The sequence below is a fragment of the Gammaproteobacteria bacterium genome, assembly GCA_041395725.1.
GTDB lineage: Bacteria > Pseudomonadota > Gammaproteobacteria > Pseudomonadales > Pseudohongiellaceae > NORP240.
Genome location: JAWKZW010000001.1, coordinates 3,584,771 through 3,611,642, shown reverse-complemented (window position 1 = coordinate 3,611,642; position 26,872 = coordinate 3,584,771). Strand labels below are relative to the sequence as shown.

The following is a 26,872-nucleotide window of genomic DNA, read 5'->3' as shown; positions in this document are numbered from 1 at the left end:
GTTCTGCCCTTGTTCAAAGAGCCCCGATTGGTGGGTGGTGAGGGATTTGAACCCCCGACATTCGCCTTGTAAGGGCGACGCTCTCCCAACTGAGCTAACCACCCGCTGCAAAGGGAGAGCGCATTTTACCGACTTGCGGGTTTATGTCAATAAATCTTGGCGTTATGAAGCGCCTTAATCTGGATGTTTTGCCGAATTACTGTGCGTTTATGAGGGTGATTGGCAGATTTTTGAGCGGGGGCAGACTTGAGGTACGGGTTTTGGCTTTTGGGGGGGACTGGGACGAGCGATGCGGCTTCGAGCGGCGTGGCCGGCAGGGGCTTCTGCGTGCTGCGGACCGCGCCCGTCCCGGGTGCCTTCACTCTGAAAAATGCCCTGGTAAACGGTCATTTTTCGCCGTTCAGCGCTGGTCCTTGATTGCAGCCCGCAGAAGCCCCTGCCGGCCACGCCTTGATACTAGATGGCTCCCACTATTCTGCGACTTCGAAGGAGACCGAAGTAATCGTGAATTACCGAATTCGCAGTGGTGTCGAACAAGACGCGGGAAATGAATGTGGTTCGCTGATCGGCAATAGAGTCAAAGAAAAACTGTCGCGTTTTTGCATGAATACATATTGCTTCAAATCTCGCACCGAGCGCCACCCCGGGGGAAGCTGTCGACGGAGCGATCAAAACGCAGCACCGACTGACCGAGTGAGACCGTTTTTCAGGGCTCACGACCGAGGGAGGGAATCCCGGAGGGATGCGCGTTGCTCCGTCGGCAGCTTCCCCCGGGGTGGCGCGGCCTCGGAAAAAGCTTTGCAAAGTACTACAAAAAACTAAAACAAGAACCAGATTCCCTCCCGTTAGGGCGTTCCAGAACACACCTCATGGGGAGGAACAGACTCAGATTGCAACGCTTCCCGGCGACAAAAAACCAAAAGAATACGACATCACCGTCTCAGTAAAGCCGACTCCGCCGCAGGCATCCGGCATCTCTGCAAATCAAATCATAACCTGTTGATAAACCTATACATCTGCAACCCACGCAGGTAGTATGGCGCGTCTTGAACGCTGCCAAGCTCTAACCTGACTGAGACCATGAAAATCTACAAGGAATTTACCTTCGAAGCCGCCCATCGCCTTCCCAACGTGCCTGCAGGCCACAAATGTGCCCGCCTGCACGGCCATTCGTTTCAGGTGCGCATTATTGTAGCGGGGCCGGTAGGCGAAGAGTCCGGCTGGGTGATGGATTTCGCTGATATCAAAAGCGCCTTCAAACCCGTCTGGGAACAGCTTGATCACTATTACCTCAACGAAATAGAAGGACTCGAAAACCCGACCAGCGAAAACCTGGCCCGCTGGATCTGGCAGCGATTAAAACCCTCCCTGCCCCAGCTGGATGAAATAGAAATCCGCGAAACCTGTACCAGCGGCTGCCGTTATCGGGGCGATTAAAATCCGTCAGGACTGTGGCGGCAGGGCCCAGTCAATTGGCTGCTGGCCATGGGCTTTCAGATAGGCATTGGCCCTTGAGAAGTGTCGACAGCCAAAGAAACCCCGGTGGGCAGACAGGGGGGAAGGATGGGGCGCTTTCAGGACCAGGTGCCGGGAGGGATCGATGATGCTGCCCTTGCGCTGGGCATAGCTCCCCCATAGAAGAAATACCACGTTCTCTTTTAAGGCATTAACCCGTTCTATCAACGCATCAGTAAAAGCTTCCCAGCCCTTCCCCTCGTGGGAGGCAGCCTTGCCCGCTTCCACGGTGAGCACGGCATTCAGGAGCAGGACGCCCTGCCCGGCCCAGTGGGACAGGCAGCCATGGGGAGAGCGATCGATTCCCAGGTCCGCCTGCAGTTCCTTGAATATATTCTGCAGGGACGGCGGCACAGCCACCCCCGGATTCACCGAGAAGCAAAGCCCATGAGCCTGCCCGGCGCCGTGATAAGGATCCTGGCCGAGAATCACCACCTTCACTTTGTCGAACGGCGTGGAATTCAGGGCATTAAAGATCAGCGGCCCCGGTGGATAAACAGTCCTGCCCTGGCGCTTCTGCTCCGTAAGAAACTCCCGCAGGGCCTGCATGTAAGGTTGCTGGAACTCGTCCAGCAGCAACTTCTTCCACGACTCGTGCACTTTCACCCTGGAGCCGTCGAAGTCTGACATGACCGCCACTAGTCGTCCTGCTGAGGACGCATGTGAGGGAACAGCAGAACATCCCGAATGGAAGGCGAATCCGTGAACAGCATGACCAGCCGATCAACACCAATACCCTCACCGGCAGTCGGAGGCATGCCGTATTCCAGCGCAGTAATATAATCGTCATCAAAGTGCATGGCCTCATGATCGCCGGCATCCTTGCGCGCCACCTGGGCGTGAAAACGCTCGGCCTGGTCTTCTGCGTCATTCAATTCGGAGAAACCGTTGGCCATCTCCCTGCCCCCGACTATGAGCTCGAAACGGTCGGTGACGTCCGGATTCTCATCACTGCGCCGTGCCAACGGAGACACTTCGGTAGGATAGGACGTGATGAAGGTCGGCTGGTCCAGCTTGTGTTCAACCTGCTCCTCAAATATCTCCATCACGACCTTACCGACTCCCATCTCATCGTCGACAGCGATACCGAAACGTTGCGCCACGGCGACAGCACCTTCGCGACTGCTCAGGTCATCCTCGCTGACATCCGGGCAGTGCCTGAGGATTGCCTCGTGTACTGTCAGCCTGGCAAACGGCCTCGACAGATCATACTCCGAGCCCTGATAGGAGATGGCTGGAGTGCCAATCACTTCAACCGCCAGGCGTCGGAACAGGTCCTCAGTCAAATCCATCAGATCACGGTAATCGGCATAGGCCTGGTAGAACTCCAGCATGGTGAATTCCGGGTTGTGACGGGTGGACAGCCCTTCGTTACGAAAACTCCGGTTGATTTCGTAAACCCGCTCGAATCCTCCCACCACCAGGCGCTTTAGAAACAGTTCCGGGGCCACCCGCAGATACATCTCCTGATCGAGCGCGTTATGATGGGTAACGAATGGTCTGGCCGTGGCGCCGCCAGGAATGATATGCATCATGGGTGTTTCAACTTCCATGAAACCATGCCCGTTGAAATACTCACGCAGAAAGCCCACGATTCTGGAGCGCGTGGTGAAAACCTTTCTGGACTGTTCGTTTACTATCAGATCCACATAGCGTTGCCGGTACCGAAGTTCCGTGTCGGTAAGCCCCTTGTATTTATCTGGCAGTGGTCGCAGTGACTTGGTCAACAATGTGAATCTGTCCACCCGGACCGTCAGCTCACCCTTGCCGGTTCGAAACACACTGCCCTGGGCACCGATAATATCCCCAAGATCCAGTAGTTTCAGTTCCGCCGCCTGTTCTTCCGACAGGGTTTTGTTGCTCATATAAAGCTGCACGATGCCGGTATGATCCTGGATTACCACAAAGGGGCCGCGCATGCGGATGACCCGGCCGGCGACCCGCGCAACATGATCGATGGCTTCCAGTTGTTCACGATCCTTGTCGCCGAACTGGTTGTCCAGGTCCACGGCGACGATGTCTCGGCGAAAGTCATTGGGAAAGGCGTTGCGCCTTTCTCTTATACTGGCCAGTTTCTCGCGCCGCAGACTGATCAGTTTGTTGTCGTCCAGGTGTTCCGTCATTCTTGTTGCCTATAATCCCATTTTCAGACTTGCTTCTATGAACCTGTCCAGTTTGCCGTCCAGCACTGAACCGGTGTTGGTATCTTCCACCCCGGTCCGGAGATCCTTGATACGGGACTGATCGAGCACATAAGAGCGAATCTGGCTTCCCCACCCGATGTCCGCCTTGGAGTCCTCGATCGACTGCATGTTTTCCTTCCGTTTCAGCTCTTCCATTTCGTAAAGCTTGGCCTTCAGCTGCTTGATCGCCATGTCCCTGTTCTTGTGTTGAGAGCGCTGACTCTGACACTGCACGACGATCCCGGAGGGCTCATGGGTCAGCCGGATCGCCGAGTCGGTTTTGTTGACATGCTGCCCGCCAGCACCGCTGGAACGATAGGTATCCACCCGCACATCGGACATATCCAGATCAATCTCGATGTCATCTTCTATCTCTGGCGAGACAAAAACCGAAGCAAACGATGTATGGCGCCTGTTTCCTGAGTCAAACGGTGATTTACGAACCAGTCGGTGCACGCCGGTTTCCGTTCGCAGCCAGCCGAAGGCGTATTCGCCACGCACATAAACCGTGGCACTCTTGATACCTGCGACCTCGCCGGCGGAAACCTCAACCAGCTCGACATCGAAACCTTTGTCTTCACCCCAGCGCAAATACATGCGCAACAGCATTTCCGCCCAGTCCTGGGCCTCGGTGCCACCGGAACCCGCCTGAATATCCAGGTAGGCATTTGCCGCGTCCATCTCCCCGGCAAACATACGACGGAACTCGAGCTTTTCCAGCTGTTGGCCCAGAGAGTCAAGATCCTTGACTGACTCCTGCAGAAGTTCCGGATCATTCTCCTCGTTGGCGAGTTTCAACAGCTCCTCGATATCCGCCAGTCCGGTGTCCAGTACATCAATTGTTCTGACTACCAGTTCCAGGTCAGACCGTTCCTTTCCCAGCGCCTGGGCATTCTCCGGGTTATCCCAGACTGATGACTCGCCTAGCTCCAGCTCCACCTCGGCAAGCCGGTCCTTCTTCTCAGCGTAGTCAAAGAAACCCCCTGAGAGAATCTGTTCTTTCGCGGTAGTCTTTGACCAGTGCCAACTGTGTGTTGATTTCCATGGGTGACAATCCTGTAAAGCGATGAGGCGTGAGGCGAACAAGGCGGCATTTTACCGTATTAGGGATGATAATCTACTGCTGCGTCACGCGCGCCAGGCTAAGCCCTGTCCACAGCCCGGCCAAAAGAATTACCGGCTGTGTTATTGTTCAGGGAAGCTTTGATTAATTACCACGATGTCCGGCCTCCGGGCGGGGTCGGTCGGGCGCCACAGCGAAGTTGTCGCGCTTGGCAAGGGAACAGCCCTTCTCTGCACGCGACGCCTCTCAGCAGCGCCCGGCAGATTTCCGCGGAGCGTTGTAGTGATTAATCAGAGGCTCCTTAGAATTTCCGCCGTCAACCCCAGCCCTGGAGCTACCGCCTTTGCACGATCTGAAAAACGCCAGGCTGGCCTGGCTGGAAGACGGGTCTCCGTTCTCGACTCAATTCAAGGATATCTATTTTTCCAGCCAGGGAGCCCTGCAGGAAAGCCAGCACGTGTTTATAGCCGCGAACCGGCTGGCGCAGAGATGGGCCGCACAAGCCGACTCTGCGCGGCCGTTTTCCGTGGTCGAACTGGGATTCGGGGCCGGACTCAATTTCCTGCTGTGTTGGCAGTTACTCGAACAGCTCAATCGACAGGGCCTTCGGCTGCACTACCTGGCATTCGAAAAGCACCCCCTGACCCGGGCCGACCTCAACAGGGCTCTTGCCAACTGGCCCGAGCTGTCTCCCTTAAGCAGTCAGCTGCTGGCAGTCTATGTCGACCACACCAGCGGCCTGCACAGATATCAGCTTACTGACAATCTGATCCTTGATCTCTACCTGGGTGACGCGATCACCGGCCTCAATGAGATTCTGGGCAGCGCGCCCGGCAGCGTAGACTGCTGGTTCATGGATGGCTTTTCACCGACCAGGAATCCCGATCTGTGGGATCCCCCGCTGGTGGCCCGGATGTGGCAATACAGCCGCCCCGGTGCCACGGCCAGCTCCTACAGCGTCGCCGGCCAGGTCCGTCGTAATCTGCAATCCGCCGGGTTCTTGATTGAAAAGCTGCCCGGCTTCGGTAACAAACGGGAGATGTTGCTGGCCAGCAGACCGGACAGTGCCGGCCTGCCAATGGATTCTCGTGCCGAACCTCCTGCATCAACGTTACGGGCTCGTTCACCCAGGCCGACAATCAACCGGGCAACGGTGATTGGGGCAGGCCTTGCCGGATGCAGCACCGCCTACAGCCTTGCCCGCAAAGGGTGGCAGGTAACCCTTATTGATGAGGCAGCGCAGATAGCCACTGGTGCGTCGGGTAATCCCCAGGCCGTGCTGCAGCCTCGTCTGGCAGCAAGCCGGGATTTTCAGTCCCGTTTCTACCTGCACGCCCTGTTGTACGCACACAGGCAATTTACCACGCTGCAGCAACAGCAGGAGCTTAACTGGCACCCCTGCGGCGTACTGCGGTTGCCACAGCAGGGCCGTAAAGGCCTCGAGAAACTGCTTAAACAACCTGGTGAGTATTACAGTGAGCGAGTGTTATCGCGAGTGAGTCAGCAACAGGCCAGTAAGCTGGTCGGTTTACCGGTCAACGGGGAAGCCCTGTGGATCCCTCATGGCGGCTGGCTGGAGCCTGGCCGTCTCTGTCAGGCTTATCTCACAGCCATCCCGGAGACCCATCTGACACTGGTCACCGGCAAGCGCGTCACGGGTCTGGAATCGACAGGATCCGGTTGGCGTGTTACAGGCAGCCAGGGAGTGCTTTCGGAGTCGAACGTAGTGGTCATCGCCAACAGCTATCAGGCCCGGAATCTGGCCCAAACCGCCACCCTTCCCCTGGATCCAGTCGCCGGACAGATCAGTCGCCTGACGGCAACCCCGCAAAGCGGGCGCTTGAAGTCAGTCGTCGTGGCGGAAAAATATATCTGCCCGGCAACGGACGGAATGCATAGCCTGGGCGCCAGTTACGCCCCGCAACCGGTAAATCTGACCAGCAGCGCGGTGGCAGACCAGGAAAACCTCCGCGGTGTGAATGCCGCACTTGCCCAATTGCCACTGTCCGGAATCTGTGGTGCGAGAGTGTCGGTAAGATGCAGTGCCAGTGATTACTTCCCCATCGCAGGTGCGGTACCCGATCTTGATGAGTGCATCCGGGTGTTCGGCCCATTGAGCCGAGACGCCAGTGCCAGGATCGATGCTGAACCCACTTGCTTACCTGGCCTGTTTGTTAACGTTGCTCACGGCTCCTATGGTCTGACCTCCTGTCCGCTGACGGCGGAACTGATAGCCAGCCAGGCCAATGGCGAATCTCCCCCGCTGCCGGCGGCACTAGTCGAGAGCCTGAGTCCCGCCCGTTTTATCCTTCGTGATCTGAAACGCCAGCGGGATCCCGACCGGCTCAATCGCGATCAAAGAACGCCCTGACGACCCGGAACAATCGTTCTCCGTCGTCTGCACCGGCCAGTTCCCTGATGGAATGCATGGCAAAAGTGGGAACGCCGATGTCAACCGTCGCAATACCGGTCTCGGCCGCTGTGATTGGCCCGATAGTGCTGCCACAGGCCAGGTCACTGCGCATAACAAAGGCCTGGGACTTCACCCCTGTTTTGTCACAGTATGCGCGAAACCTTGCTACCGACTCGGTATTGCTGGCATAGCGCTGACTGGCATTGACTTTGACCACCGGCCCGCCATTGAGGACCGGCCCGTGGGCCGGGTCGTGAAGATCGGCATAGTTGGGGTGGATACCGTGGGCATTGTCGATTGAGAATAGCAGAGAGTTTCTAAACACCCGCTCTAAAGCCTCCGTGTCCGAGGATTCCGCGCTGACCAGCCTTTGCAGCACTGATTTCAGAAACGGCCCCTGGGCACCCGATGCCGAGCCACTGCCGACTTCCTCATGATCGTTACAGACCATGACCGAGGTGTGGGTTCCCCCGCTGGCCAGCAGACTGCGGGTTATGAGGTAGCAACTGAGAAGATTGTCCAATCGGGCGCTGGCAATGAACTGATCCTGCAAACCGATAATGGCGGGTGGCTGAGTATCATAGAAAAACAGTTCATGGGACATAACGCGCCTGGCGTCAGGATGTCCGGCTTCCGAACGCAGGTATTCCAACAGATAGGCCTCGAAACTCACCGCTGTCTCGCCTTCCTGGCGCAACAGCACCGGCGGAAGATGTTTCTGAGCGTCGATGCTGCGATTGCTGTTGGCTTCTCGGTCCAAGTGGATAGCGAGACTGGGTATCGTTGCCACCGGCCGCCGCATATCCACCAGGCAGGTATTCAAATCTCCGGTCTCGTCAAGGAAAGAGACCTTGCCGGCCACGGAAAGGTCTCTGTCAAACCAGGGATTCAGCAGCGCGCCGCCGTAGACTTCAACACCCAGTTGCAGGTAGCCCTGTGAATGACGCTCGGCCACGGGCTTTACTTTGAGGCAGGGGCTATCGGTGTGAGCACCGGCCAGATGAATGCCCTCTTCCAGCAGCGACTGCTGGCCGAAGCGGAAAGCAATCAGAGAGCCGTCCCGCCTGACCAGGTAGTTCCCACCCCGATGGAGGTCCCAGCGGTTCCTTTCATCAAGGATCTGGAACCCCTCATCCTGCAGGAGTGAAACCATGGCTTCGACGGCATGAAATGGAGTCGGCGCCCGCCCAATGAAGGCCAGCAGCCCCTCATTGAATGCCTGCTTGTTCATCTGCTTTGTGCCCTCAGCATGCAGCCGGGATAAGACTTAGCGAACTTCCAGCAGTTCCACGTCGAATATCAGCGTGGAGAACGGTGGAATTGCGCCCGGAATACCCTGCTCGCCGTACGCGAGTGTGTAAGGTATGAACAGGCGCCATTTGTCACCTTCTTTCATCAATTGCAGCGCTTCGGTCCAGCCTGCGATCACCTGGTTCAGCGCGAACTGTGCAGGCTCGCCCCGCTCGACGGAACTGTCAAAAACCGACCCGTCGACCAGGGTACCGTGATAGTGTGCCAGCACCGAATCGGCGATGGTGGGCGATGTCGCTCCATTGGCACCGGATTCCAGGATCTGGTATTGCAGCCCGGAGTCCAGGACCACTACCTGATCATTTTCCGCGTTGGCGGCCAGAAACTCTTCACCGGATTGCCGTGCGGCTTCCATCTGCGCCGTCTGCTGCGCAGCCATACGCTGCTGGAAGGTTTGAATAGCGGCCATCATTTCTTCAGGGCTCAGTTGCTCCTGGCCATTAACCAGATCGCTCACACCCCGCATGAATGCATTGAAATCGAGACCGTCGAGCAAGCCCTGTTGCATCAGGCTCTGCCCGATGTTGACTCCTATGCTGTAAGCGATCCGGGCGTCTTCATCCTGCAGATCCACATCCTGGGCGTGACCGAAACCTGCCAGACTCGAAGCGGCCAGCAGTGTAGCAATCCGAAGTGTTTTAACCATATTCATAAAAAGATTCCTTGCCCTTGCAATGGGGCGGGTGTAATGAGCCGTATGCACAGAGGCGGCATACTACCCGCCCTGAGCACGAATTGCCAGTGCCCGCCGAAGACCTGATTCACAGATCGGGTCGCTATTTTCCCCCGCCAGGATGGGATATTATCCCGTCCCGCCCAGGCAATTTCAGGCACATTCATGGTTCAAGAAAGCATGCCCGCAGCACCCGGTGCAGACCCAGGCGCACCCGCGCGTAAAAGCAGAAAAGCGACTGGATATTCCTGGTTGCTGTATTCGATACAGGTTGTGGCCGTTACCGCACTCCTGGCAGGCTGTACCCGTCAGTTCGCCATTACGGTCAATGAGAAGTCGGTCTACGATCCGCGCCTGCCGGAAAATGCCCGGCAGGTATCAGATCCGGATCTGCAGGGCTGTATCAATCTCGCATTACGCCAATCGGGCGTAACAGATCCAGCCAACCTCACCGTGCTGTCCTGTGCTGCCGCACAGGTAGAGGATCTGCGCGGCATCGCGCAACTGGCCAGTCTCCGTTTTCTGGATCTGACCCGGAACGCCATTACCGATCTGCAGCCCCTTGCCTCGCTGCCCCGCCTGAGCGGTCTCAGCCTGGCCGACAACGCTATCACCGATATTTCGCCATTACTCGCTATTAACAGTCTGACGGCTGTGGTCCTGAGCGGAAACACGCAAATTCCCTGCTCGCAACTGGATCGCCTGGAACAACGCCTGGGCCATAACCTCACCCGACCAGCCAGTTGTCAGGATTAACCGGCCGCTCGCGGCACGGGGTTTATCAGTGCTAGGATAGCTGGTAGAGTGAATCTGGTTGAAAGCCTGGCTATTCGCCCCCACATGATGAGCATGACAAGCAGTGAAAGGGTAATGACATGATTTTTGCTTCCGGGCACAGCATTTTCTGGCGACTGACCGACGAAACCGGAGAAGGCAGTGACGTTGTCAGTATCGTACTGTCCAATCAGAGCCGGCGGGAAATCGCCGAAGTGGAAATCGAAACGGACATTATTTCGCCCCCTCACAAGTCTGTGCAGCCGGATCAACCGGTCGATATCGAATGGAACAACTCGGATCTGGATCTGTTTATCACCCTGCTCCGCAATACCCTCGGAGAGAACGACAGCAGCGAGGAATATGAGCAGATTGAACTGGATCTGACCGACGAATCCGTGTTGCGCATCATGCACATCGTGGCCGCCGCCAGATTTGCCACACCTTATCCGGCCGACGGGGTTATTAAGCGTTCCCACGCGACTTTTGGCGGTAGCGCTGAAATAAAAGTTGGGGAAAGAGTCAGCCTGGACACCATCGATGGATTCAAGCCTGCCGTCATCGTATCACTGGACGAAGACATCAGCTGTGTACTGCTGGACCAGATCACCGCACCCAGTGGCGACAATATCCAGCTTGATCGCCATGACCTGGTGGTGGTGGAGAAAGAGTGGGTGCTGCCTGGCAGTCTCACAACCACCCAGCCGAGTTTTGCCGATACCATTCACTGAAGGGCGGGAACGCCGCTGTGAAAACGCAGCTGCGTGTCACTGGAAAGCACCAGGTCAGCCTCTATTGAGAGAAAAAAGTCCAGCCTCGCTTCAATGTCCTCTTTCGCGTACTTTCGCGCCAGCCGCAGGTAGTCCTGAAAATGCCGGGCCTCCGATCTGACCAGCCCCCGGTAAAATTTGGCCAGCACGCCATCCAACCTCGGAATCAGCTTTTCAAAACGCTCACAGGAGCGCGCTTCCACGAGAGCACCGATTATCAGAATATCCACCAGACCACCTTGCTCGTCGTGCTGGATATACTGGCGCAGACTGGCAGCATACCGGGAGGGACCAAGGCGTCGATAGCTGATCTGTCGTTCGGTCAATAATTCCACTACCTGCTGAAAATGCAGCAGTTCCTCTCTGGCAAGACGAGACATGACAGTCAGCAGCTCCGCCTTGTCCACATGACGATACAACAGGTTCATGGCCGTGGCCGCGGCCTTCTTTTCGCAGTTGGCGTGATCGATAAGCAGCGTATCCAGATTGACGACCGCGGCATCAACCCAGGACTGAGGTGTCGGGCAGGGCAGAAAGGAATGTATCTCGTCCATCCGTGTTACTCCCCGCCCCCGTCTGAGACAACCTCAGAGGTACCCGGCAAAGCATCCTGCTGCATCTCGAGATCGGCCGCCTGCAGGACTTCTTTGCTGTGCTGCTTGGATGTCTTCGCACCCAGCGCCTTGAGTTTTTCGACCCTGCCAATCAGATTGCCGCGACCGCCCAGTAATTTGTTATGGGCCAGATCATAGCTTCGGCGCGTAGCGTCGATCTTTCCACCGATGTCCTCCAGATCCTCCACAAACCCGACAAATTTGTCGTACAGCGCACCGGCCCGGCTGGCAATTTCCAGCGCATTCTGGTTTTGCTGTGCCATGCGCCAGATATTCTGCACGGTCCGCAGAGTAGTCAGCAGGGTTGATGGGCCGACTATGATAATGTTCTTTTCAAACGCGCTCATGAATAACTCGGAATCCTGCTGCGCAGCTACGGAAAACGCTGCTTCGATCGGCATGAACAACAGAATAAAATCCAGCGTTTTGACCCCGGCCAGATTCTGGTAATCCTTGCTGGCAAGCAGCTTCACGTGATTGCGAATCGACTGGATATGCTGCTGCAGAAGGTCCGCCTTCCTGCCCGGCTCATCCTCATTGCAATAGGCCTCGTAGGCTTTCAGGGAGACCTTGGCGTCGATAATAATATCCTTTGACCCCGGCATGTGAACGATGACATCCGGCTGGCTGCGGCTACCATCTGCAGCTTTCAGACTGACCTGTATCTCGTACTCCCGGCCCTTCACCAGCCCGGACTTTTCCAGAATGGATTCCAGGATCATCTCACCCCAGGTACCCTGGGTCTTGTTGTCACCCTTAAGTGCATTGGTGAGATTGACGGCGTCCTCGCTCAGACGTGTATTGAGCTCCTGCAGAGCCTTGACTTCCCGTGCCAGGGAAAAACGCTCCTTGGATTCCTTGTCATAGGTCTCTTCCACCCGTTTCTCAAAATGCTGAATCTTTTCCTGCAAAGGCTTCAGAATCTGTGCAATGTTTTCCTGATTGCTGACAGTAAAGCGCTTGCTCTTGTCCTCCAGGATTTCGTTAGCCAACTCTTTGAACTGCAGGCTCATCTGCTCTCTCGCCCCTTCCAGTAAGGCGAATTTCTCTGCAAACCGCTGTTGTTCTGAAGAGAGTTCCGACTGCAGTCTGGCTATCTGCTCGCGTAGCCCTGTATTGGTCTGTCCGAGTACCGACGATTGTTCGTCCAGCGTACGAATCTCGCCCTGCAAGGTGCGCAATTCCTCTTCCTTACCCTGCAGACGTTCTGACAATGCGGCAATCTGCCGTTCCCGCTGATTGAGATTTCTGCTTACCAGCAGATAGGTGATCAGTCCAGCAACCGCGGCTGCAGACATGGCAACCAGCAGATAAGGGAGAAGTTCCAGCATGTTGATTATGCTCCGGTCCTGTCAAAAGGATGCTGTAGAGAGTTGCAGAAATTGCCTGATGGAAAACTGCCGCCCGGAGCGGCGAAAACCGGCAGGCCCGTCCAGCATTTCTGCCCTGACCAGGCAGCCCCGGAACAGTGCGTTCCGGACTCGATCAGAGGTTGGCGAGGATGGACCGCAAGAGGTCGGTTTCCATCCCGGTGAGAGACTCCTGCCCAATCGGCTGCGCCGTCACTCTCACCAGATCACGGCTTGCATCAAGACTGATCCGAAACAGCTGATTCGTAGACTCCTCTCCATCCTCACCGCCGAATACCCGGGACAGAAAGCCGCCGGAATCTTCTTCCGCAGCTGCCCCGGAAAACTCCACCTGGAAAACTGAATTCTCCCGGTCCCGTTCGACGATAGTGAGATTTGCTTCGCCTAGCGCCTGGGCCACCTGCCCCCAGGCCCGATTCAGGCTCACACTCAGCTCAAGCACCGGACCCAGGCCACGATCCTCGATAAGATTTGCCTTGCTGTCCCCGGAAAGGCTGCCGGCCAGCAGGCTGGACGATGAGGAACTGTAAATGTCAGTCCGGTCAGCCAGATACTGGGAAATCTCCTGCAACAGACCATACTCCCGGTCCTCTGACTCAGACAGCTGTGGCCAGATGACCAGCTCGGTGCCCACCGATGAATCAGGACGGGAGATCTGCACCAGAGACACTTCCGAGCTGCCGCTATGGATCCCCGGCTCGATGCGAAGCCGGTATTTTTCTCTTTCATCGGCGCTGACCGGAGAGCGGAGCCAGACTGTCTCCATGACCCCGTCGACCGGATTTTCATATTCCAGCTCGGTCCCCTGTTGCGTCCAGAAATCCCTTATCCGCGGCCATACCTGGCCAGGCGCTGCCGCAATGACGATCCAGTTCTCTCCGGAAAAGCGGCGAATAACCACCCCTTCCGGTCGATTGGTATCCAGCGGTTTGGGGCGTGGAATAGTACCAACCAGATCCTCGGCACCTGGGACTACCTCTTCGGGAACGACATAAAGCTGGTCGAGCGTATAACTGTCCAGGCTGTCTGGTACCCGGATTTCCGGCACCACCGGTGCCACTAGATAATCGCCTTTGCGATCACGAAAATACCCCTCGTCTCCGGTGAGATAGGAGCAGGAAAACTGCGTCAGGGCCACAATCACCAGGACAGGTATTTTTCCAGTTTGAGCTCGCATTGTCAGAATCATCACTCCAGTTCTATGCCCGCTGCCAGCAGCGCTTCAGTTACTTGGTCATGAAATTTTTCGTTTAGTTCCACCAGGGGGAGACGAATGCCGCGTTCGATCATTCCCATCCGATACAATGCCCATTTGACGGGTACCGGATTGGACTCCAGAAACAGCCGTTCGTTCAGCAGAGTAACGCGATCATTCAGTGCCCTGGCAGTCTCCCGATCGCCGGCCATGGCCGCTGCACACAGACTGCTCATGATGGCCGGAGCGACATTGGCGGTGACCGAAATATTCCCACTGGCGCCACCCAGCATCAGCTCCATGGCGATGGGATCGTCGCCGCTGTAAACGCTCAGGCTGTCGCCGCACCGCTTGATCAGCTCCAGACCTCTGGCAACGCTGCCCGATGCCTCTTTGATACCAACGATGTTCGCCAACGGTGCCAGCCGCTCAACTGTTTCAGGCGCAAGATCGCACCCTGTCCGGCCCGGCACGTTATACAGGATCTGTGGAATTTCGACGGTTTCAGCTATGGTGCGGAAGTGCTGGTAGAGCCCTTCCTGGCTGGGCTTGTTGTAATAGGGTGTCACCAGCAGGCAGGCGTCAGCGCCGTGCAGCCTGGCCGACTCGGTGAAAAACAGGGCTTCTTCTGTTGAATTTGACCCGGTGCCAGCGATCACCGGCACGCGACCGGCGACTGTCTTGACGCAATGCTCCACCAGGCTGCAGTGTTCCTGCACTGTAAGCGTGGCAGATTCTCCGGTTGTACCTACCACGACAATCGAGTCGGTACCCGATTCGATATGCCATTGCAGCAGACGATCAAATGCGGGAAGGTCGATTTCCCCACCCGCATGCATCGGTGTAACAATGGCGACAATGCTGCCTTTGATTATTTCCTGGCTACTCACCTTACCCCCGTAGTCCTGTTTTCCTGTGGCCACGTAACCCTGCGCCGACCGGCCCCGGCTACCACAGTGACCTCTTGCCGGTTACCTACCCCACCAGTTTGCCGCCAGACTTCAGGGCATCCTGACTTACAGAATTCCCGTCAACAGCCTGTCAGACCGTGTCAGGGTCTTCGGCAGCGAGCGATTGTACCTTCGATGGCCAGGCATTGATAATAGCCTTGACGAAGGTCGCCAGCGGGATGGCGAAGAACACGCCGGCCAGACCCCAGACGCCGCCGAAAACCAGCACCGCGGCGATGACTGCTATAGGGTGCAGGTTATTGGTTTCGGAAAATATAATCGGGGCGAGCACATTGCCATCGAGTATCTGAATAACCATGTATGCCACCGCGACAGTATAGAACTCCCCGCCTATTCCCCACTGCACATAGGCTACCGCCAGGACCGGCAGCGTAACAACGGTAGCACCGATGTAAGGAATGACGACAGACAGTCCGACCAGCACCGACAACAGCAGCGCGTAGTCTATACCGATCAGTGTGAGCACCACGTAGGTACCCACCCCCACCAGAAAGATCTCCAGCACTTTACCGCGGATGTAGTTGGACAATTGCAGATCCATCTCCTGCCAGATTTTAATCATCAGGGGACGGTTCCGGGGCAGAAAATTAGTCGCCCAGCGTATCAGCTGCTCACGGTCTTTCAGTACAAAGAACACCAGGATCGGCACCAGGACTACGAATATCACCAGCGTCACCACCCGGGGAATGCTGGCGATGGAATAAGACACCACCGTCTGGCCCAGCACCGTGAGTTCCCCCCGGGCGCTCCTGACCAGCTCATCCACCTGTTGCTGGGTGAACAGATTGGGGTACGACTCCGGCAGCAGCATCAACGACTCCTGCCACTGGCTGATGAGGCGGGGCAGTTCGTTCAGCAAGCGGCTGAGCTGATTCCAGACCGCCGGCAGAATGACCAGCAGCAAGCCGAGAAACGCGCCAACGAAAACCATGTAAATGAGACCAAAGGAAGCGAGCCGGGGAACCCCCAGCGCCGTCAGCCGGGCAATGGGTCCCTGCATCAGATAAGCGAGAATAATTGCCGCAAACAAGGGCGCCAGATCGTCACCGAACAGGTAGAGGATCAGCAGCGCCACAGCCAGCAGGATGAGCAGAATCAGGGATTCGTCATCGTGGAAATAGCGTTGGTAAAAATCGTGCAGCAGCTTGCGCATCAGCGGTCTGTCATTTCAGATGGGATTCCGTCAACCTTTCCTGATCCAGTAATAATAACTTTGATCATCCTTTTTGAAGTCCAGTATCTGGTGGTCACTCTGTTCGACGAACAGGTGGAAGTCCTTCTCGGACCCGGGGTCAGTGGCTGTTACCTTGAGTATCTGGTCGCTGGAAAGACCATTCAGCGCCAGCTTGGCCTTCAGCAATGGCATCGGGCACTGTAAATTGCTGACATCCAGCTCCAAGTCTGCTTCGTATTCTGACATAGGGGTAGTTTACCAATCCTTGCCCCGCTGTGCCCAGCTTATCGCAACGCGAGGGGGCTTTTACGAGGATTTCAGACCGGGAACCGTGTCAGAACCGGCAAATCCGCCATAAGTGATTGATTGACGCAAAAAAACGACCATTTCACTTAACGCCCTGACGGAATTTTTCTATGATAGTGACGGTCAACTAGACTTGATGAGTATGCTTATGCGCAGATCCGCCAGTTTCAGCCTCGCCTTGCTGCTAGCCGCCCTGCTGGCGACCCCGGCTAACGGGCAGAATGCCCTGCCCAGCCTGGGCGACCGGATATCCGGGTACGTTACCATGGAAGAGGAACACCGACTCGGGCGCCAGTTTCTACGCTCTCTGCGGCGCTCGACACCGACCATTTCCGATCCGCTGCTGAATAATTACCTGGAAAACCTGTCCTACCGGCTGGCGTCAAGAAGCGAGCTGCGGGACCACCGGCTTGCCTTCATCATTGTCGACAGCGAAATACTGAATGCCTTTGCGGTTCCCGGTGGTGTAATAGGCGTCAACACCGGCCTGTTCCTGAACGCGGAAACCGAGGGAGAATTTGCCTCGGTCATTGCTCACGAGCTGGCGCACGTGAGTCAGCGCCATTTTGCCCGCCGGATCGAACAGGCCGAGACCGCGCGAGTCCCTCAGATGGCCGCCCTGCTTGCGAGCATCGTGGTCATGGCCACTTCGGATGCACAACACGGGCAGGCAGCGCTGATGGCAACCCAGGGCCGGGCTATCGAGAACCAGCTTCGCTTCAGCCGCAGCAATGAGGCGGAAGCCGACCGGGTCGGCATCAAGACCCTGTTCGATGCAGGCTACGACCCTTACACCATGCCGGCACTCTTTCAGCGCCTGGCTTCCGCCAACCGCTACGGTACCCGACCACCGGAATTTCTGTTATCGCACCCGGTAACGGAGTCCCGTATTGCCGACAGCCGCGGACGGGCCTCACGCTACCCCCAGCGTCCCTATCCCGAGCATCTGGAATATCTCCTGATGCGCGCCCGGGTGGTCACCCATTACGCGCCGAACAAGGAAGACGCCATCATTGAATATCAGCGCCTGCTTCAGGCGGCGACCACGGAGGTCGCACAGGATGGCGCCCAGTACGGACTGGCTATGGCTTATTCGGAAGCCGGTAACAACCGCATGGCAATCGACACGCTCACACCCCTGCTCGACAAGGATCCAAATCGCATCAGTTATGCAGTGACGCTGGCGGAGTTCCTGACAGCTCAGAACGAAGCCGGTCAAGCGCTGAATTTCTTGCAGCGACATCTGACCATCAACCCGGGCAATCACCCGCTTACCATGGCCTATGCCGATGCCCTGATCGAGTCACGACAGTATCAGGAAGCTACCCGACTGCTTGAAGATCACGCCAAGACCCGCCCGGAAGACTATTCGCTCTGGTATCTGATTGCGGAAACTCAGGGGCAGGCTGGCAACATCAGCAAAGTCCACCAGGCCCGGGCCGAGTATTACGTGCTGATCGGGGATTTTCGCAGGGCAAGAGAGCAACTGCAGTTTGCCTTGAGCATCGAATCGGAAAAACCCTCCAATGGTGCCGTAGTCGCCGCGGTACGGCAACGGATCAGGGATATCCAGGCTCTCGAGGCAGAGTTGGCGGGTTAAGCGCCAGCCGGATGAGAATCAGCTGGCTGAAAGCCTGCTGGCCATGAGCCGGCTGAGCCCACGGAAACCACTGTCTTACTATGAGCGGGCTGCCTGCCAGTCATAAGCCTCGATCGACTCGATCAGAAAGCGAATCGATTCAGGCCCCTGCACGGGGCGACAGCTGTTGTTCCTTGGCGAAATCAAGCATGCGCTGCAAAGGTCGCATGGCCCGCTCCCCCAGCACCCGGTCCACCAACACTTCCTGGCTCCCGTCTCTCAGGGCGTCGTGCAGTCGTGGCAGTGAATTCATCGCCATCCAGGGGCAGTGCGCACAACTGCGGCAGGTAGCGCCGGTGCCCACGGTAGGTGCCGCGATAAACGTCGTATCCGGCACCAGTTGCCGCATACGGTGAAATATTCCCTTGTCTGTGGCGACGATAAAAATGTCATTGGGCAATTGTTGCGCGGCCTTGATCATCTGCGACGTGGAGCCGACGAAGTCAGCGATTTCAAGCACCGCTTTCGGGGATTCCGGGTGGGCCAGCACCGCTGCCTGCGGGTAAAGCTTGCGCATGTCCTGTAAGCCGCGAAACTTGAATTCCTCGTGCACAATACAGGCACCATCCCACAGTAGCATGTCGGCACCGGTTTTCTCGCGAATATATGAACCTAGATGTTTGTCCGGCGCCCAGATAATCTTCTCCCCCTGATCCACCAGATGCTCCACTACGTCCAGACCGATGCTGGAAGTCACGACCCAGTCTGAACGCGCCTTAACGGCAGCCGAGGTATTGGCGTAAACCACTACGGTACGGTCCGGATTGGCATCGCAAAAAGCGGAAAACTGATCGATGGGGCAGGCAATGTCCAGTGAACAGGTTGCCTCCAATGTGGGCATGAGTACCTTTTTATCCGGCGCCAGGATCTTGGCTGTCTCGCCCATGAAGCGCACCCCCACGACCACCAGGATATCGGCATCGGCCTCACTGCCAAAGCGGGCCATTTCCAGGGAATCACCAACGAAGCCGCCGGTTTCGTCCGCCAGATCCTGTAACACACCATCAGTGTAGTAATGGGCCACGATCACTGCATTGCGGGCTTTCAGCAATGCCTTGATCTTGTCGCGATAGGCCTCGGCGGCGGCGGCATCTAGCGGTGCTGATATATTGACTGCATCCAGATGCTTCCGGACCAGCTCTCGGTCAGCGGCGTATTCTGTAACACCCATTGCTGCTTTCACCCTAAGACGTGGATAGGCTGGAGATCATAACACAGACAGGCAATCCCGGATCTGCCAACCCGGTAACCTGTTGTCGAATACTTCGCCCGCGTCAGGGCCAGCCAGGACTTGCAACGACTCCTAGGGCCCGTTCAACTCGACCGCCTGCACCAGGTCGTCTCCTTCATTTCTGGCATTATTGACCCGCCTGCTCACCGGAAAACTCTGAATCCCCAGCGTCACAGGTTTTTCCAACAGACTGCGCCCGGATTCAACTTCCATCCCCAACCAGTCACGGCCATCTTCAAGTGACAGAGTGACCGGCATGCGTGGGTGAATAACCACCAGGTCTTCTCGTGCCGGGCGGGTCAGCAAGGTGCAGGAGGCCGGTATGGCATCACGACACGGTTCATAAAGCCCGGCAAACAGCAAAGGCTGACCATCGGTACGGCAGATAAAATAAGGTTGTTTCCCGGACTTGTCGGTTTTCCACTCGAAGTAGCCAAGTGCCGGAATAAGGCACCGGTTCCCCTGTCGCCAGGCATGGCGGAAGGCAGGTTTTTGAGCGACAGTTTCCAGGCGCGCGTTAAAGGTCGCGTACTTGCTTGAGGCTTCTTCAGACCAGGGGGGGATCAGTCCCCAGCGCAGGCCCAGACCGCCTGTGTGAGTGAACCCGGCGATCAGCTGACCGGGAGCGACATTATGACTTTCCGGGACCTGCTCTGGCCAGTCCCCTAACAGGGCGGACCAGTCCAGCATGGATTTCACGTGGTTAGAATAACGCCCACACATGGACTGGTCCGAAAACGAGCCGCTCAATCAGCGACTGGCGTCAAAACGGGAAAATTTACCCTCGTAATCCCCTGCCTCGCCACCATAGATGACGGCCTCGTACTGGGGCTGGGAATCCAGGTGAAACTTGAGAAACGCCATGGCATAGCGTCCCATTGTGACAAGATCCTGGCCACTGCTGGTGGCCATCATGTGATCACCTTCGGCGAACTCCATGTACACCCTGCTGGTGGAGTCCGCGATCGCGTCATACAGTAACCTGGCATGCTGTGCGGGTGGAGCGATGCTGTCTTCTGCGGTGGCCATGATAAGTGTCGGCACATTCAAGCTGGCTAAGTCGCCCCTGAAGGACTGGCCCAGTTCACAACAGTACGGCAGGAGCGGGATAACAGCACCAACGCCGTCACTACCCAACTCGCTGGCAGCCTGCAGGGCGGCGCCGCCCCCGAGGGAATGACCCATGATGGCGATCTTGCCGGTATCGATACGGCCTGCGATAGGGCTGTCCGACTCGGTGTTCTCATTACGCAGAAACTCCGCCGCCGTCATCAGCGCCTGCTTTCTGGCTTCCAGGTTATCCTCCGGTGTATTGGTGTTCATGATCAGTACCGCGTAACCAAAGGAAGCCAGCATCGGCCCCCACCATTCGTAGTTTTCCGCCGCTCCCCGATAACCGGGCACAACCGCCACTGCCCCGATGGGTGGCGCAAAGCTCAGAGTCAGCGGGTAAAAAATTGTGGCATCCGCGAATTCGTCAACCCGGGGCTGCGGATCATAGGTGCGTACTTCATACAGCCTTTCACCGAACATGCGGGAAATTTCAGCGGCAATCTGCCTGCCGTCAGGCCGGTAGCGGCCCTGAGTGTTGTCCTGCGCCAGGACTGACTGGCCAGCCAGCAACACTGTCAGTGCCACCAGCGCAGCGAAAGGTTTGATTACGGTATTGATCTGAGTTTTGAGCATAGTGGTTCACCTTTTGTATTACTGTTGTTCGGTAAACATCAACCCGCAACGGGCCGAAAAGCCAAGCTTAGCGGTATCCGGCACATCCGCCAAGAGTAAAAACCGGATCAGTTATCTTCAGGCAACAAAAAGGGGCTGGCTGATTGAATCAGCCAGCCCCTCAGACTGGTGGGTCGTGATGGATTCGAACCATCGACCAATTGGTTAAAAGCCAACTGCTCTACCACTGAGCTAACGACCCAGGAAAGGGCGGTATACTACTATCAAATCAGAAAAACTCAAGTAGTCTGTAAGGGTAATCGAGAGCCTCGTGGAAAAAAATCCTGAGGCAGTAAAAACTTCGGGCAGCCAGGGTCATTCCTGATAGCAGGTAGGATCCTCCAGACCGGCATCGAGGAATCCTTTGCGGCGGAAACGGCAGCTGTCACACCGGCCACAGGCACGCCCTTCCGGATCGGCCTGGTAACAGGAGACTGTCAGTCCGTAGTCCAGACCCAGGTCTGTTCCCAGGCGCAGAATCTGCGCCTTGCTCTTGGCAATCAACGGGGTCTCAATTACCAGAGACTCCCCTTCTATTGCTGCTCGGGTCGCCAGATTCGCCATGGCCTGGAATGCCTGGATAAATTCCGGTCGGCAATCAGGGTAACCGGAATAGTCCAGGGCATTGACACCGATGAACAGCGTATTGGCTGCGGATACTTCTGCCAGAGCCAGACCGTAGGACAGGAATATCGTGTTTCTCGCCGGCACATAGGTGATCGGGATTCCGGCGCTTTCCTGCTCCGGCACGGCGAGGCTTTGATCCGTCAGCGCCGACCCGCCCAGCGCTCCGATATCGAGCCTGATAACCCGGTGTTCCTCCACACCCAGCGCTGCCGCCACTCGGCTTGCAGCGGCCAGTTCGCTGATCGCCCGCTGACCGTAATCAAAACTGAGAGCCGTGCAGCGATACCCCTGTTCCCGCGCGATAGCGAGACAGGTGGAGGAGTCTACTCCGCCGGACAACAGTACCACGGCACGGTTTTCACGCTGGGTCGTCATAATCAATGTCCCGGTAAGTCTCCCCAGATCAGTTTGTGAAGCTGAAGCTGCAGGCGCACAGCCAGACCGTCCTGGAGTATCCATTCAGCCAGGTCGCGGGCCGGCAGCTGCCCATGCACCGGAGACAGAAGAACTTCCGCAACCCGGTCCTGCAGGTCATATTGTTGAATCTTAGCCCGTGCCCAACGGTAATCCTGCTGGTCACAGATGACGAACTTCACTTCATCGATCGGCTTTAAGAACCCGATATTCTCTTCCAGATTACGGTGGGACTCTCCGGAAGCCGGCGTCTTGAGATCAAGAATCACCACGACCCTGGAATCGATGGCTTTGATGGGCATGGCGCCGCCGGTTTCCACGCTCACCCGGTAGCCCTGCTCACAGAGCGCCTCGAGCAGTTCCAGACACTCTGGTTGCGCCAGGGGTTCGCCGCCGGTAACGGTCACATGGCTGCAGCGATAATCCGCTACACGGTCCAGTATTTCTGCCACCGGCCTGATTTGTCCACCACTGAATGCGTAGGCCGTATCGCAGTACTGGCAGCGCAAGGGGCAGCCGGTCAGCCGCACAAACACGGTCGGAATACCTGCTGTGCTGGTTTCACCCTGTAGCGAGTGAAAAATTTCAGTAATCCGCAGACTGCTGGAGGTCATGAAACAGGTACCGGTCCCGGGTATCGGGTTACTTGCCTTCGGGCATAGCAGGATTAATGTGGATCAGTTGAGGGAACGCAAGCGGGTATCAGCGAGATTGGCAACACCGGTGTTCGGGTAACTGCGCAAGATCTGCTGTAACAGACGCCTGGCACGCTGGGTATCTCCCATGCCTTCGTAGGCAACCGCCTGGCCGTACATGGCGTCGGGGACCTTGGCATCATCGGGATACTGACTGAGAATCAGCTCATACTCGGCGATAGCCTCATCATACCGTGTCAGGTAAAGGAAAGACTGCCCCTTCCAGTAGTGAGCGTTGGTAGTAAAGCGACCCTGGGGATAGATGCCCAGGTACTGGTCGAATTCAGCGATGGCTCGCTCGAACTGGCTGTTGATCGCCGAATCGTATGCCATCTGGTAAAGCTGCTGCTCGGTGAGGACCGCTGGCTCCAACACCGGCCTGGTGCTGCCTGTACGAGGTATAACGCCCGGCGCTGAAGCCGCGGCACTGCCGGCACCAACACCGGAATTGTCGACCAGACCGCGCCTTGGCATTGAGGGGTCCGACACGGCAGAACCCCCAGTCACCTGCACAGGAGCACTAGCAACTGCGCCGTTTGAAACAGTGTCAGAAGGAAGAGCCGGGATCGTCAGGTCTGGAGCGCCACTGCCTGGCGCACTCAGGGTGCCGGCGCCACTGGCGAGAGACTGCTCCAGGTTTCTGAGTCGATTGTCCGTGTCCGTGTAGCGATCCAGTGACTCCCGCTGCAATTTGCGAATCTCGTAACCCTGCTCTTCCACCAGCGCTCTGAGCGCCTGCACTTCCGCCTGAAGATTACGATTCTGTTCCAGCAGCAACAGCATTGCATCATTACTGCCGCCACTAACCCCCTGCCCGTGCACCCCCAGGCTCCAGACTGTCAGAACAACCAGTAAGCCCAGGCGGGCGGGTATGGAACAATGCTGCCTATTCATAGCGGCCTTTTCATAGCTGGAGTTATCGATCAATGATCTCTACGCGCCGGTTGGCCTGGTAGGCCTGTTCCGTGGTACCGCTGCGGGCAGGTCGTTCTTCACCGTAGCTGACGGTTTCGATCTGGGAACGGGATGCCCCATTCACAATAAGGAAATCCCGGATCCCATTGGCCCTTCTCTCACCAAGTGCCAGGTTGTACTCTCTGGTGCCGCGCTCGTCTGCGTGGCCTTCCAGGCGTACCCGCTTGTTTGGGTCAGAGGCCAGATCCCTGGCATGAAACGTCAGGGTCGCCCGATCTGCAGGCCTGAACTCCGACACGTCAAAGTCGAAATAGAAAACCCGTGTGCGCAGCGCCTGCTCCCGGGCTATCTGTTCAGCACTCGGCTGGCTGGGCGTAGAACCGGTGTTTGTCGAGGCTGGAGGGCGGCTATCCGCGACCTCACCGGCACTATCGTCTGCCTCGCCCGACGAGCGGCAGGCACCCAGCACCAGCAACGAGGCCAGTAGTCCGATTTTAAAAAAATATGAAGTTTGCTTTCCCACTGATTTCGTCCTCCAAAGACACCTGGTATTTTTATCTGAACAGTTTCTGAACGTTCGAGACTTCCCGCTTCCGCGCTTCAACCGCCTGAAATTCAACCGCCTAATTGAAGAAAGGAGACCACGCTGGTTCGCGCACGTCTCCCTGCGAGGATGGTAAACGGAACTTAACTTGCCCGTCAATGGACACGGCGTCGAGTACGCCTCTGCCATTGAACTTGGTGGCATAGATAATCATGCTGCCGTTAGGCGCGATGCTGGGCGATTCGTCCAGACTGGTATCGGTCAGGGTGATCACCCGCAGGGTCTCGATATTCAGAATCGCAATGCTGTAGGAGTTACTCTGGCGGGTCTGTCTGCGCACGTGCACCAGATTGACTCCGTCCGGTAAAAATCTGCCCTTGGCGCAATAGAAGCAATCGTAGGTCAGTCGTTCCACATCCCAGGAATCTGCTCCTACATCAATCTGGTAAATCTGGGGCTGCCCGGTCCGATCTGACATGAATACCAGGGACCGCCCGTCACTACTCCAGCTTGGCTCTGTTTCCACTGCCAGGTGATCGGTCACCCGGATCAGCTCATTGGTTCTGAGATCCTGAACGTAGATATCGGGACTGCCATCTTTGGACAGCACCATGGCCAGCCTGGTGCCATCGGGTGACCAGACCGGAGAGCTGTTGATATTGGGGTAGTTGGTGATCTGTCTTCGTTCGCCGGTGGCGATTGTCTGTATATAGATGCGTGGCAGATCTGTTTCGAAAGACACATAAGCCACCTGGCTGCCATCCGGCGACCAGCTGGGGGACATAATAGGTTCACTGGAACTCAGCAGCACCTGGGCCCGTCGGCCGTCGTAATCGGATTTCTCCAGGCGGAACCGCATCTCGCCGGGTGCCAGGGTCTCTGCAACCACATAGAGTATCTGGGTAGTAAAGGCCCCTCTGATGCCCGTCACCTGTTCGAAAACCACATTGCTGATCTCGTGACCGATATCCCGCAGCTGCGCCACACTGCCGGTGAGAATCTCACCGGCCAGTTTGATTTCCCGGTTTACATCGAAAAACTCGTACTGCACCTGGACCAGCTGGCTGGACGAAGTGCGACTGATCTTCCCGATCAGCAGATAATCCTGGGCCAGAATGCGCCAGTCTCTGAAATAGACTTCACTCTCCTGCGAGGGCAGGCTCAGCATGTTGGAGCGGGACAGGGGCAGAAACTCGCCAACCTGCTGCAGGTCGTTGGCCACAATATCAGCGATATCCTCACTCAGCGCCCCACTCCCCTCCCAGGCAAACGGGATCACGGCTATCGGCACCGGGTTGTCAACGCCCTGAGTTATCTGAATATTCAGCTCGGCCAGGGCCAGCTGGCTGTAACAGGCCAGGATTACAAACAAAATTTTGGCTTTCATCATCAGTTCAACAAGTCCTCGGGTCTGAATGTCAGCAACAGACTCCTGAAATTCGCATTAAAGAGATTGATCGGCATACCCTGTAATTCCTGGAATCTGCCGACCCGGTAAATCGCAGTCTCGGCTGCGCGATCGAAAGCATAGTCACCACTGGACTGAACCAGTTCTACATCGAGAATATCCCCGGTCGGAACCATCTGAATGCGAAAGACAACCGTCATGCCATTGCGGGCGCTCGGGGGTCTCGACCAGTTACGCTGGATAAGATTGTGAATCACACCGGTGTAGGCCATCACCATTTCCTGCTCGGTGCGCGCCACTTCTGCGGCCGAAGCCGCAGCAGCTTCGGCTGCGGCGCGCTGTTGAGCAAGTTCCTGTTGTCGCAGCCTTTCGGCGGCCGCCGCTTCTTCGCGGCGCTGCCGGTCCAGTTCTTCCTGGCGGCGCCGCTCAGCGGCAACTGCTGCTTCGTTTTCCCGACGCTGCCTGTCCAGTTCAGCCTGACGCTGCCGCTCTGACTCGGCGGCTGCTTCGGCCTGTCGGCGCTCCTCCTCTTCCTGACGCCTGCGCTCCGCTGCCGCCGCTTCCTCCCGGCGCTGGCGCGCCAGATCGTCCTGACGTCGTTGCTCCGCCGCCGCGGCGGCCTCGGAGGCGGCGGCCCGCTCCCGCTGAACCCGCTCATTCCGCAGCTGTGGGTTCTCATCCAGCGTAAACGCGCGAATGGACGGCTGGACAATTTCAGGGTTCGCCGGTGGTCGTGTGATGCCGGAATAAACCAGCGCCGCCAGCACCATAAAATGCAGGGCGAGGGCTACAACCAGCGACACCGGATAGCCATTATAGACATCCATGCTGAGAGGAAATCTGAAACGCGGTCCCACCATCTCCACGATTTACTCTCCCGTCACAGGCTTTGCAGGGGTTGAGTAATAAAATTAGGGTTGGCTACACCGGCATTCTGCAGCGTGGTTATCAGCGCGATCATGGTGCCCCAGCTGGCGTTGGTATCACCCTCGATCATAACCTGGATGCCGGGATTAGCACCGATCACCTGCGCTACCTGTTGAGCGATGGTCTCAAGGGTCACCGGTTCACGATTCTCCGTGGTGGCGCCCAGGCTGATGTAGTATTCCTGCTGCTCGGTGATAGAAATCACCAGGGTTTCCTGGTTTTCGTCTATGTCCAGCGGCTCATTGTTAGCCTGAGGCAGGTCCACGTCAATACCCTGGTTCAGTAACGGGGCAGTCACCATGAATACCACCAGCAGCACCAGCATCACGTCAATGTAGGGAACCACATTGATGTCGCTCATGGGCTTGCGTTTTTTCCGAATAATATCCATTTTTGCTCAACAGATTGATTCTGT

The 26,872-nt window shown here is 56.9% G+C and carries 26 protein-coding genes and 2 tRNA genes; 5 read left to right on the top strand and 23 right to left on the bottom strand.

Annotated features, from left to right (window positions below; genetic code table 11):
• Positions 1–28 precede the first annotated feature (28 nt).
• Positions 29–104 (bottom strand) — tRNA-Val (locus tag R3F50_15925).
• Positions 105–1,080: 976 nt separating this feature from the next.
• Between R3F50_15925 and queD the strand changes: the two genes are divergently transcribed.
• Complete coding sequence (gene queD / locus R3F50_15920) at positions 1,081–1,437, top strand: 6-carboxytetrahydropterin synthase QueD (GenBank protein MEZ5491786.1); 357 nt, start codon at positions 1,081–1,083, stop codon at positions 1,435–1,437.
• 6 nt (positions 1,438–1,443) lie between these two features.
• On the opposite strand, the gene ung is transcribed toward queD, so the two are convergent.
• The 3 genes from ung to prfB all read right to left on the bottom strand — a co-directional run bounded on the left by ung (position 1,444) and on the right by prfB (position 4,743).
• Positions 1,444–2,145, bottom strand: coding sequence for a uracil-DNA glycosylase (gene ung, locus R3F50_15915; GenBank protein ID MEZ5491785.1), 702 nt, complete (start codon positions 2,143–2,145; stop codon positions 1,444–1,446).
• A gap of 8 nt (positions 2,146–2,153) precedes the next feature.
• Entirely contained in the window at positions 2,154–3,638 is a 1,485-nt protein-coding gene (gene lysS / locus R3F50_15910) for a lysine--tRNA ligase (protein ID MEZ5491784.1), read from the bottom strand.
• Between the two features lie 9 nt (positions 3,639–3,647).
• Positions 3,648–4,743, bottom strand: a protein-coding gene (gene prfB, locus R3F50_15905) for a peptide chain release factor 2 (GenBank protein MEZ5491783.1) whose coding sequence is annotated in 2 segments (ribosomal slippage) — positions 3,648–4,670 and positions 4,672–4,743 — 1,095 coding nt in all. Because the reading frame shifts where the segments join, the coding sequence is not laid out codon by codon here.
• 361 nt (positions 4,744–5,104) lie between these two features.
• Between prfB and mnmC the strand changes: the two genes are divergently transcribed.
• Positions 5,105–7,132: a bifunctional tRNA (5-methylaminomethyl-2-thiouridine)(34)-methyltransferase MnmD/FAD-dependent 5-carboxymethylaminomethyl-2-thiouridine(34) oxidoreductase MnmC gene (gene mnmC / locus R3F50_15900; GenBank protein MEZ5491782.1), complete on the top strand. Its 2,028-nt coding sequence runs from the start codon at positions 5,105–5,107 to the stop codon at positions 7,130–7,132.
• Here the strand turns inward: mnmC and R3F50_15895 are convergent.
• Positions 7,107–8,405: a M18 family aminopeptidase gene (locus tag R3F50_15895; GenBank protein MEZ5491781.1), complete on the bottom strand. Its 1,299-nt coding sequence runs from the start codon at positions 8,403–8,405 to the stop codon at positions 7,107–7,109. The two genes, mnmC and R3F50_15895, sit on opposite strands and share 26 nt — an antisense overlap.
• A 36-nt stretch (positions 8,406–8,441) precedes the next feature.
• The gene (locus R3F50_15890; GenBank protein ID MEZ5491780.1) at positions 8,442–9,137 is read right to left on the bottom strand and encodes an FKBP-type peptidyl-prolyl cis-trans isomerase; all 696 of its coding nucleotides are present in this window, start codon (positions 9,135–9,137) and stop codon (positions 8,442–8,444) included.
• A gap of 273 nt (positions 9,138–9,410) precedes the next feature.
• Here R3F50_15890 and R3F50_15885 point away from each other — a divergent pair, with 273 nt between their 5' ends.
• Together R3F50_15885 and R3F50_15880 are read left to right on the top strand one after the other, a co-directional pair.
• Positions 9,411–9,914: a leucine-rich repeat domain-containing protein gene (locus R3F50_15885; protein ID MEZ5491779.1), complete on the top strand. Its 504-nt coding sequence runs from the start codon at positions 9,411–9,413 to the stop codon at positions 9,912–9,914.
• Between the two features lie 119 nt (positions 9,915–10,033).
• Complete coding sequence (locus R3F50_15880; protein ID MEZ5491778.1) at positions 10,034–10,663, top strand: hypothetical protein; 630 nt, start codon at positions 10,034–10,036, stop codon at positions 10,661–10,663.
• On the opposite strand, the gene R3F50_15875 is transcribed toward R3F50_15880, so the two are convergent.
• The 6 genes from R3F50_15875 to R3F50_15850 all read right to left on the bottom strand — a co-directional run bounded on the left by R3F50_15875 (position 10,657) and on the right by R3F50_15850 (position 16,272).
• Positions 10,657–11,256: a tRNA-(ms[2]io[6]A)-hydroxylase gene (locus R3F50_15875; GenBank protein MEZ5491777.1), complete on the bottom strand. Its 600-nt coding sequence runs from the start codon at positions 11,254–11,256 to the stop codon at positions 10,657–10,659. The two genes, R3F50_15880 and R3F50_15875, sit on opposite strands and share 7 nt — an antisense overlap.
• A 5-nt stretch (positions 11,257–11,261) precedes the next feature.
• Positions 11,262–12,647 carry a DNA recombination protein RmuC gene (gene rmuC / locus R3F50_15870; GenBank protein MEZ5491776.1) on the bottom strand — a complete coding sequence of 462 codons (1,386 nt, stop codon included), beginning with the start codon at positions 12,645–12,647 and terminating at the stop codon, positions 11,262–11,264.
• Between the two features lie 154 nt (positions 12,648–12,801).
• Complete coding sequence (bamC, locus tag R3F50_15865; protein ID MEZ5491775.1) at positions 12,802–13,863, bottom strand: outer membrane protein assembly factor BamC; 1,062 nt, start codon at positions 13,861–13,863, stop codon at positions 12,802–12,804.
• Between the two features lie 11 nt (positions 13,864–13,874).
• Positions 13,875–14,756, bottom strand: coding sequence for a 4-hydroxy-tetrahydrodipicolinate synthase (dapA, locus tag R3F50_15860; GenBank protein ID MEZ5491774.1), 882 nt, complete (start codon positions 14,754–14,756; stop codon positions 13,875–13,877).
• Between the two features lie 166 nt (positions 14,757–14,922).
• Entirely contained in the window at positions 14,923–16,005 is a 1,083-nt protein-coding gene (locus R3F50_15855; GenBank protein MEZ5491773.1) for an AI-2E family transporter, read from the bottom strand.
• A 30-nt stretch (positions 16,006–16,035) separates the two neighbouring features.
• Positions 16,036–16,272 (bottom strand): sulfurtransferase TusA family protein, encoded by a 237-nt coding sequence (locus tag R3F50_15850; protein ID MEZ5491772.1) that lies wholly within the window; start codon positions 16,270–16,272, stop codon positions 16,036–16,038.
• A 208-nt stretch (positions 16,273–16,480) separates the two neighbouring features.
• On the opposite strand from R3F50_15850, the gene R3F50_15845 reads away from it, so the two are divergent.
• Positions 16,481–17,932, top strand: a complete 1,452-nt coding sequence (locus tag R3F50_15845; protein ID MEZ5491771.1) for a M48 family metalloprotease — start codon at positions 16,481–16,483, stop codon at positions 17,930–17,932.
• Positions 17,933–18,071: 139 nt separating this feature from the next.
• Here R3F50_15845 and nadA read toward each other — a convergent pair whose 3' ends face one another.
• The 11 genes from nadA to R3F50_15790 all read right to left on the bottom strand — a co-directional run bounded on the left by nadA (position 18,072) and on the right by R3F50_15790 (position 26,848).
• Complete coding sequence (nadA, locus tag R3F50_15840) at positions 18,072–19,142, bottom strand: quinolinate synthase NadA (GenBank protein MEZ5491770.1); 1,071 nt, start codon at positions 19,140–19,142, stop codon at positions 18,072–18,074.
• Between the two features lie 132 nt (positions 19,143–19,274).
• Positions 19,275–19,925, bottom strand: coding sequence for an SOS response-associated peptidase (locus tag R3F50_15835; protein ID MEZ5491769.1), 651 nt, complete (start codon positions 19,923–19,925; stop codon positions 19,275–19,277).
• Between the two features lie 27 nt (positions 19,926–19,952).
• On the bottom strand, positions 19,953–20,888 hold the full coding sequence (locus R3F50_15830) for a dienelactone hydrolase family protein (GenBank protein ID MEZ5491768.1): 936 nt from the start codon (positions 20,886–20,888) through the stop codon (positions 19,953–19,955).
• 166 nt (positions 20,889–21,054) lie between these two features.
• Positions 21,055–21,129, bottom strand: a tRNA-Lys gene (locus tag R3F50_15825).
• 113 nt (positions 21,130–21,242) lie between these two features.
• Positions 21,243–21,929 (bottom strand): 7-cyano-7-deazaguanine synthase QueC, encoded by a 687-nt coding sequence (queC, locus tag R3F50_15820; GenBank protein ID MEZ5491767.1) that lies wholly within the window; start codon positions 21,927–21,929, stop codon positions 21,243–21,245.
• Positions 21,930–21,931: 2 nt separating this feature from the next.
• Positions 21,932–22,582 carry a 7-carboxy-7-deazaguanine synthase QueE gene (gene queE, locus R3F50_15815; GenBank protein ID MEZ5491766.1) on the bottom strand — a complete coding sequence of 217 codons (651 nt, stop codon included), beginning with the start codon at positions 22,580–22,582 and terminating at the stop codon, positions 21,932–21,934.
• Between the two features lie 63 nt (positions 22,583–22,645).
• Positions 22,646–23,557, bottom strand: a complete 912-nt coding sequence (gene ybgF, locus R3F50_15810) for a tol-pal system protein YbgF (protein MEZ5491765.1) — start codon at positions 23,555–23,557, stop codon at positions 22,646–22,648.
• Positions 23,558–23,579: 22 nt separating this feature from the next.
• Complete coding sequence (gene pal, locus R3F50_15805) at positions 23,580–24,101, bottom strand: peptidoglycan-associated lipoprotein Pal (GenBank protein MEZ5491764.1); 522 nt, start codon at positions 24,099–24,101, stop codon at positions 23,580–23,582.
• Between the two features lie 100 nt (positions 24,102–24,201).
• The gene (gene tolB / locus R3F50_15800) at positions 24,202–25,512 is read right to left on the bottom strand and encodes a Tol-Pal system beta propeller repeat protein TolB (GenBank protein MEZ5491763.1); all 1,311 of its coding nucleotides are present in this window, start codon (positions 25,510–25,512) and stop codon (positions 24,202–24,204) included.
• Positions 25,512–26,390, bottom strand: coding sequence for a cell envelope integrity protein TolA (tolA, locus tag R3F50_15795; protein MEZ5491762.1), 879 nt, complete (start codon positions 26,388–26,390; stop codon positions 25,512–25,514). Before tolA ends, tolB begins: the two co-directional genes overlap by 1 nt.
• A gap of 20 nt (positions 26,391–26,410) precedes the next feature.
• The gene (locus R3F50_15790; GenBank protein MEZ5491761.1) at positions 26,411–26,848 is read right to left on the bottom strand and encodes an ExbD/TolR family protein; all 438 of its coding nucleotides are present in this window, start codon (positions 26,846–26,848) and stop codon (positions 26,411–26,413) included.
• Positions 26,849–26,872 lie beyond the last annotated feature (24 nt).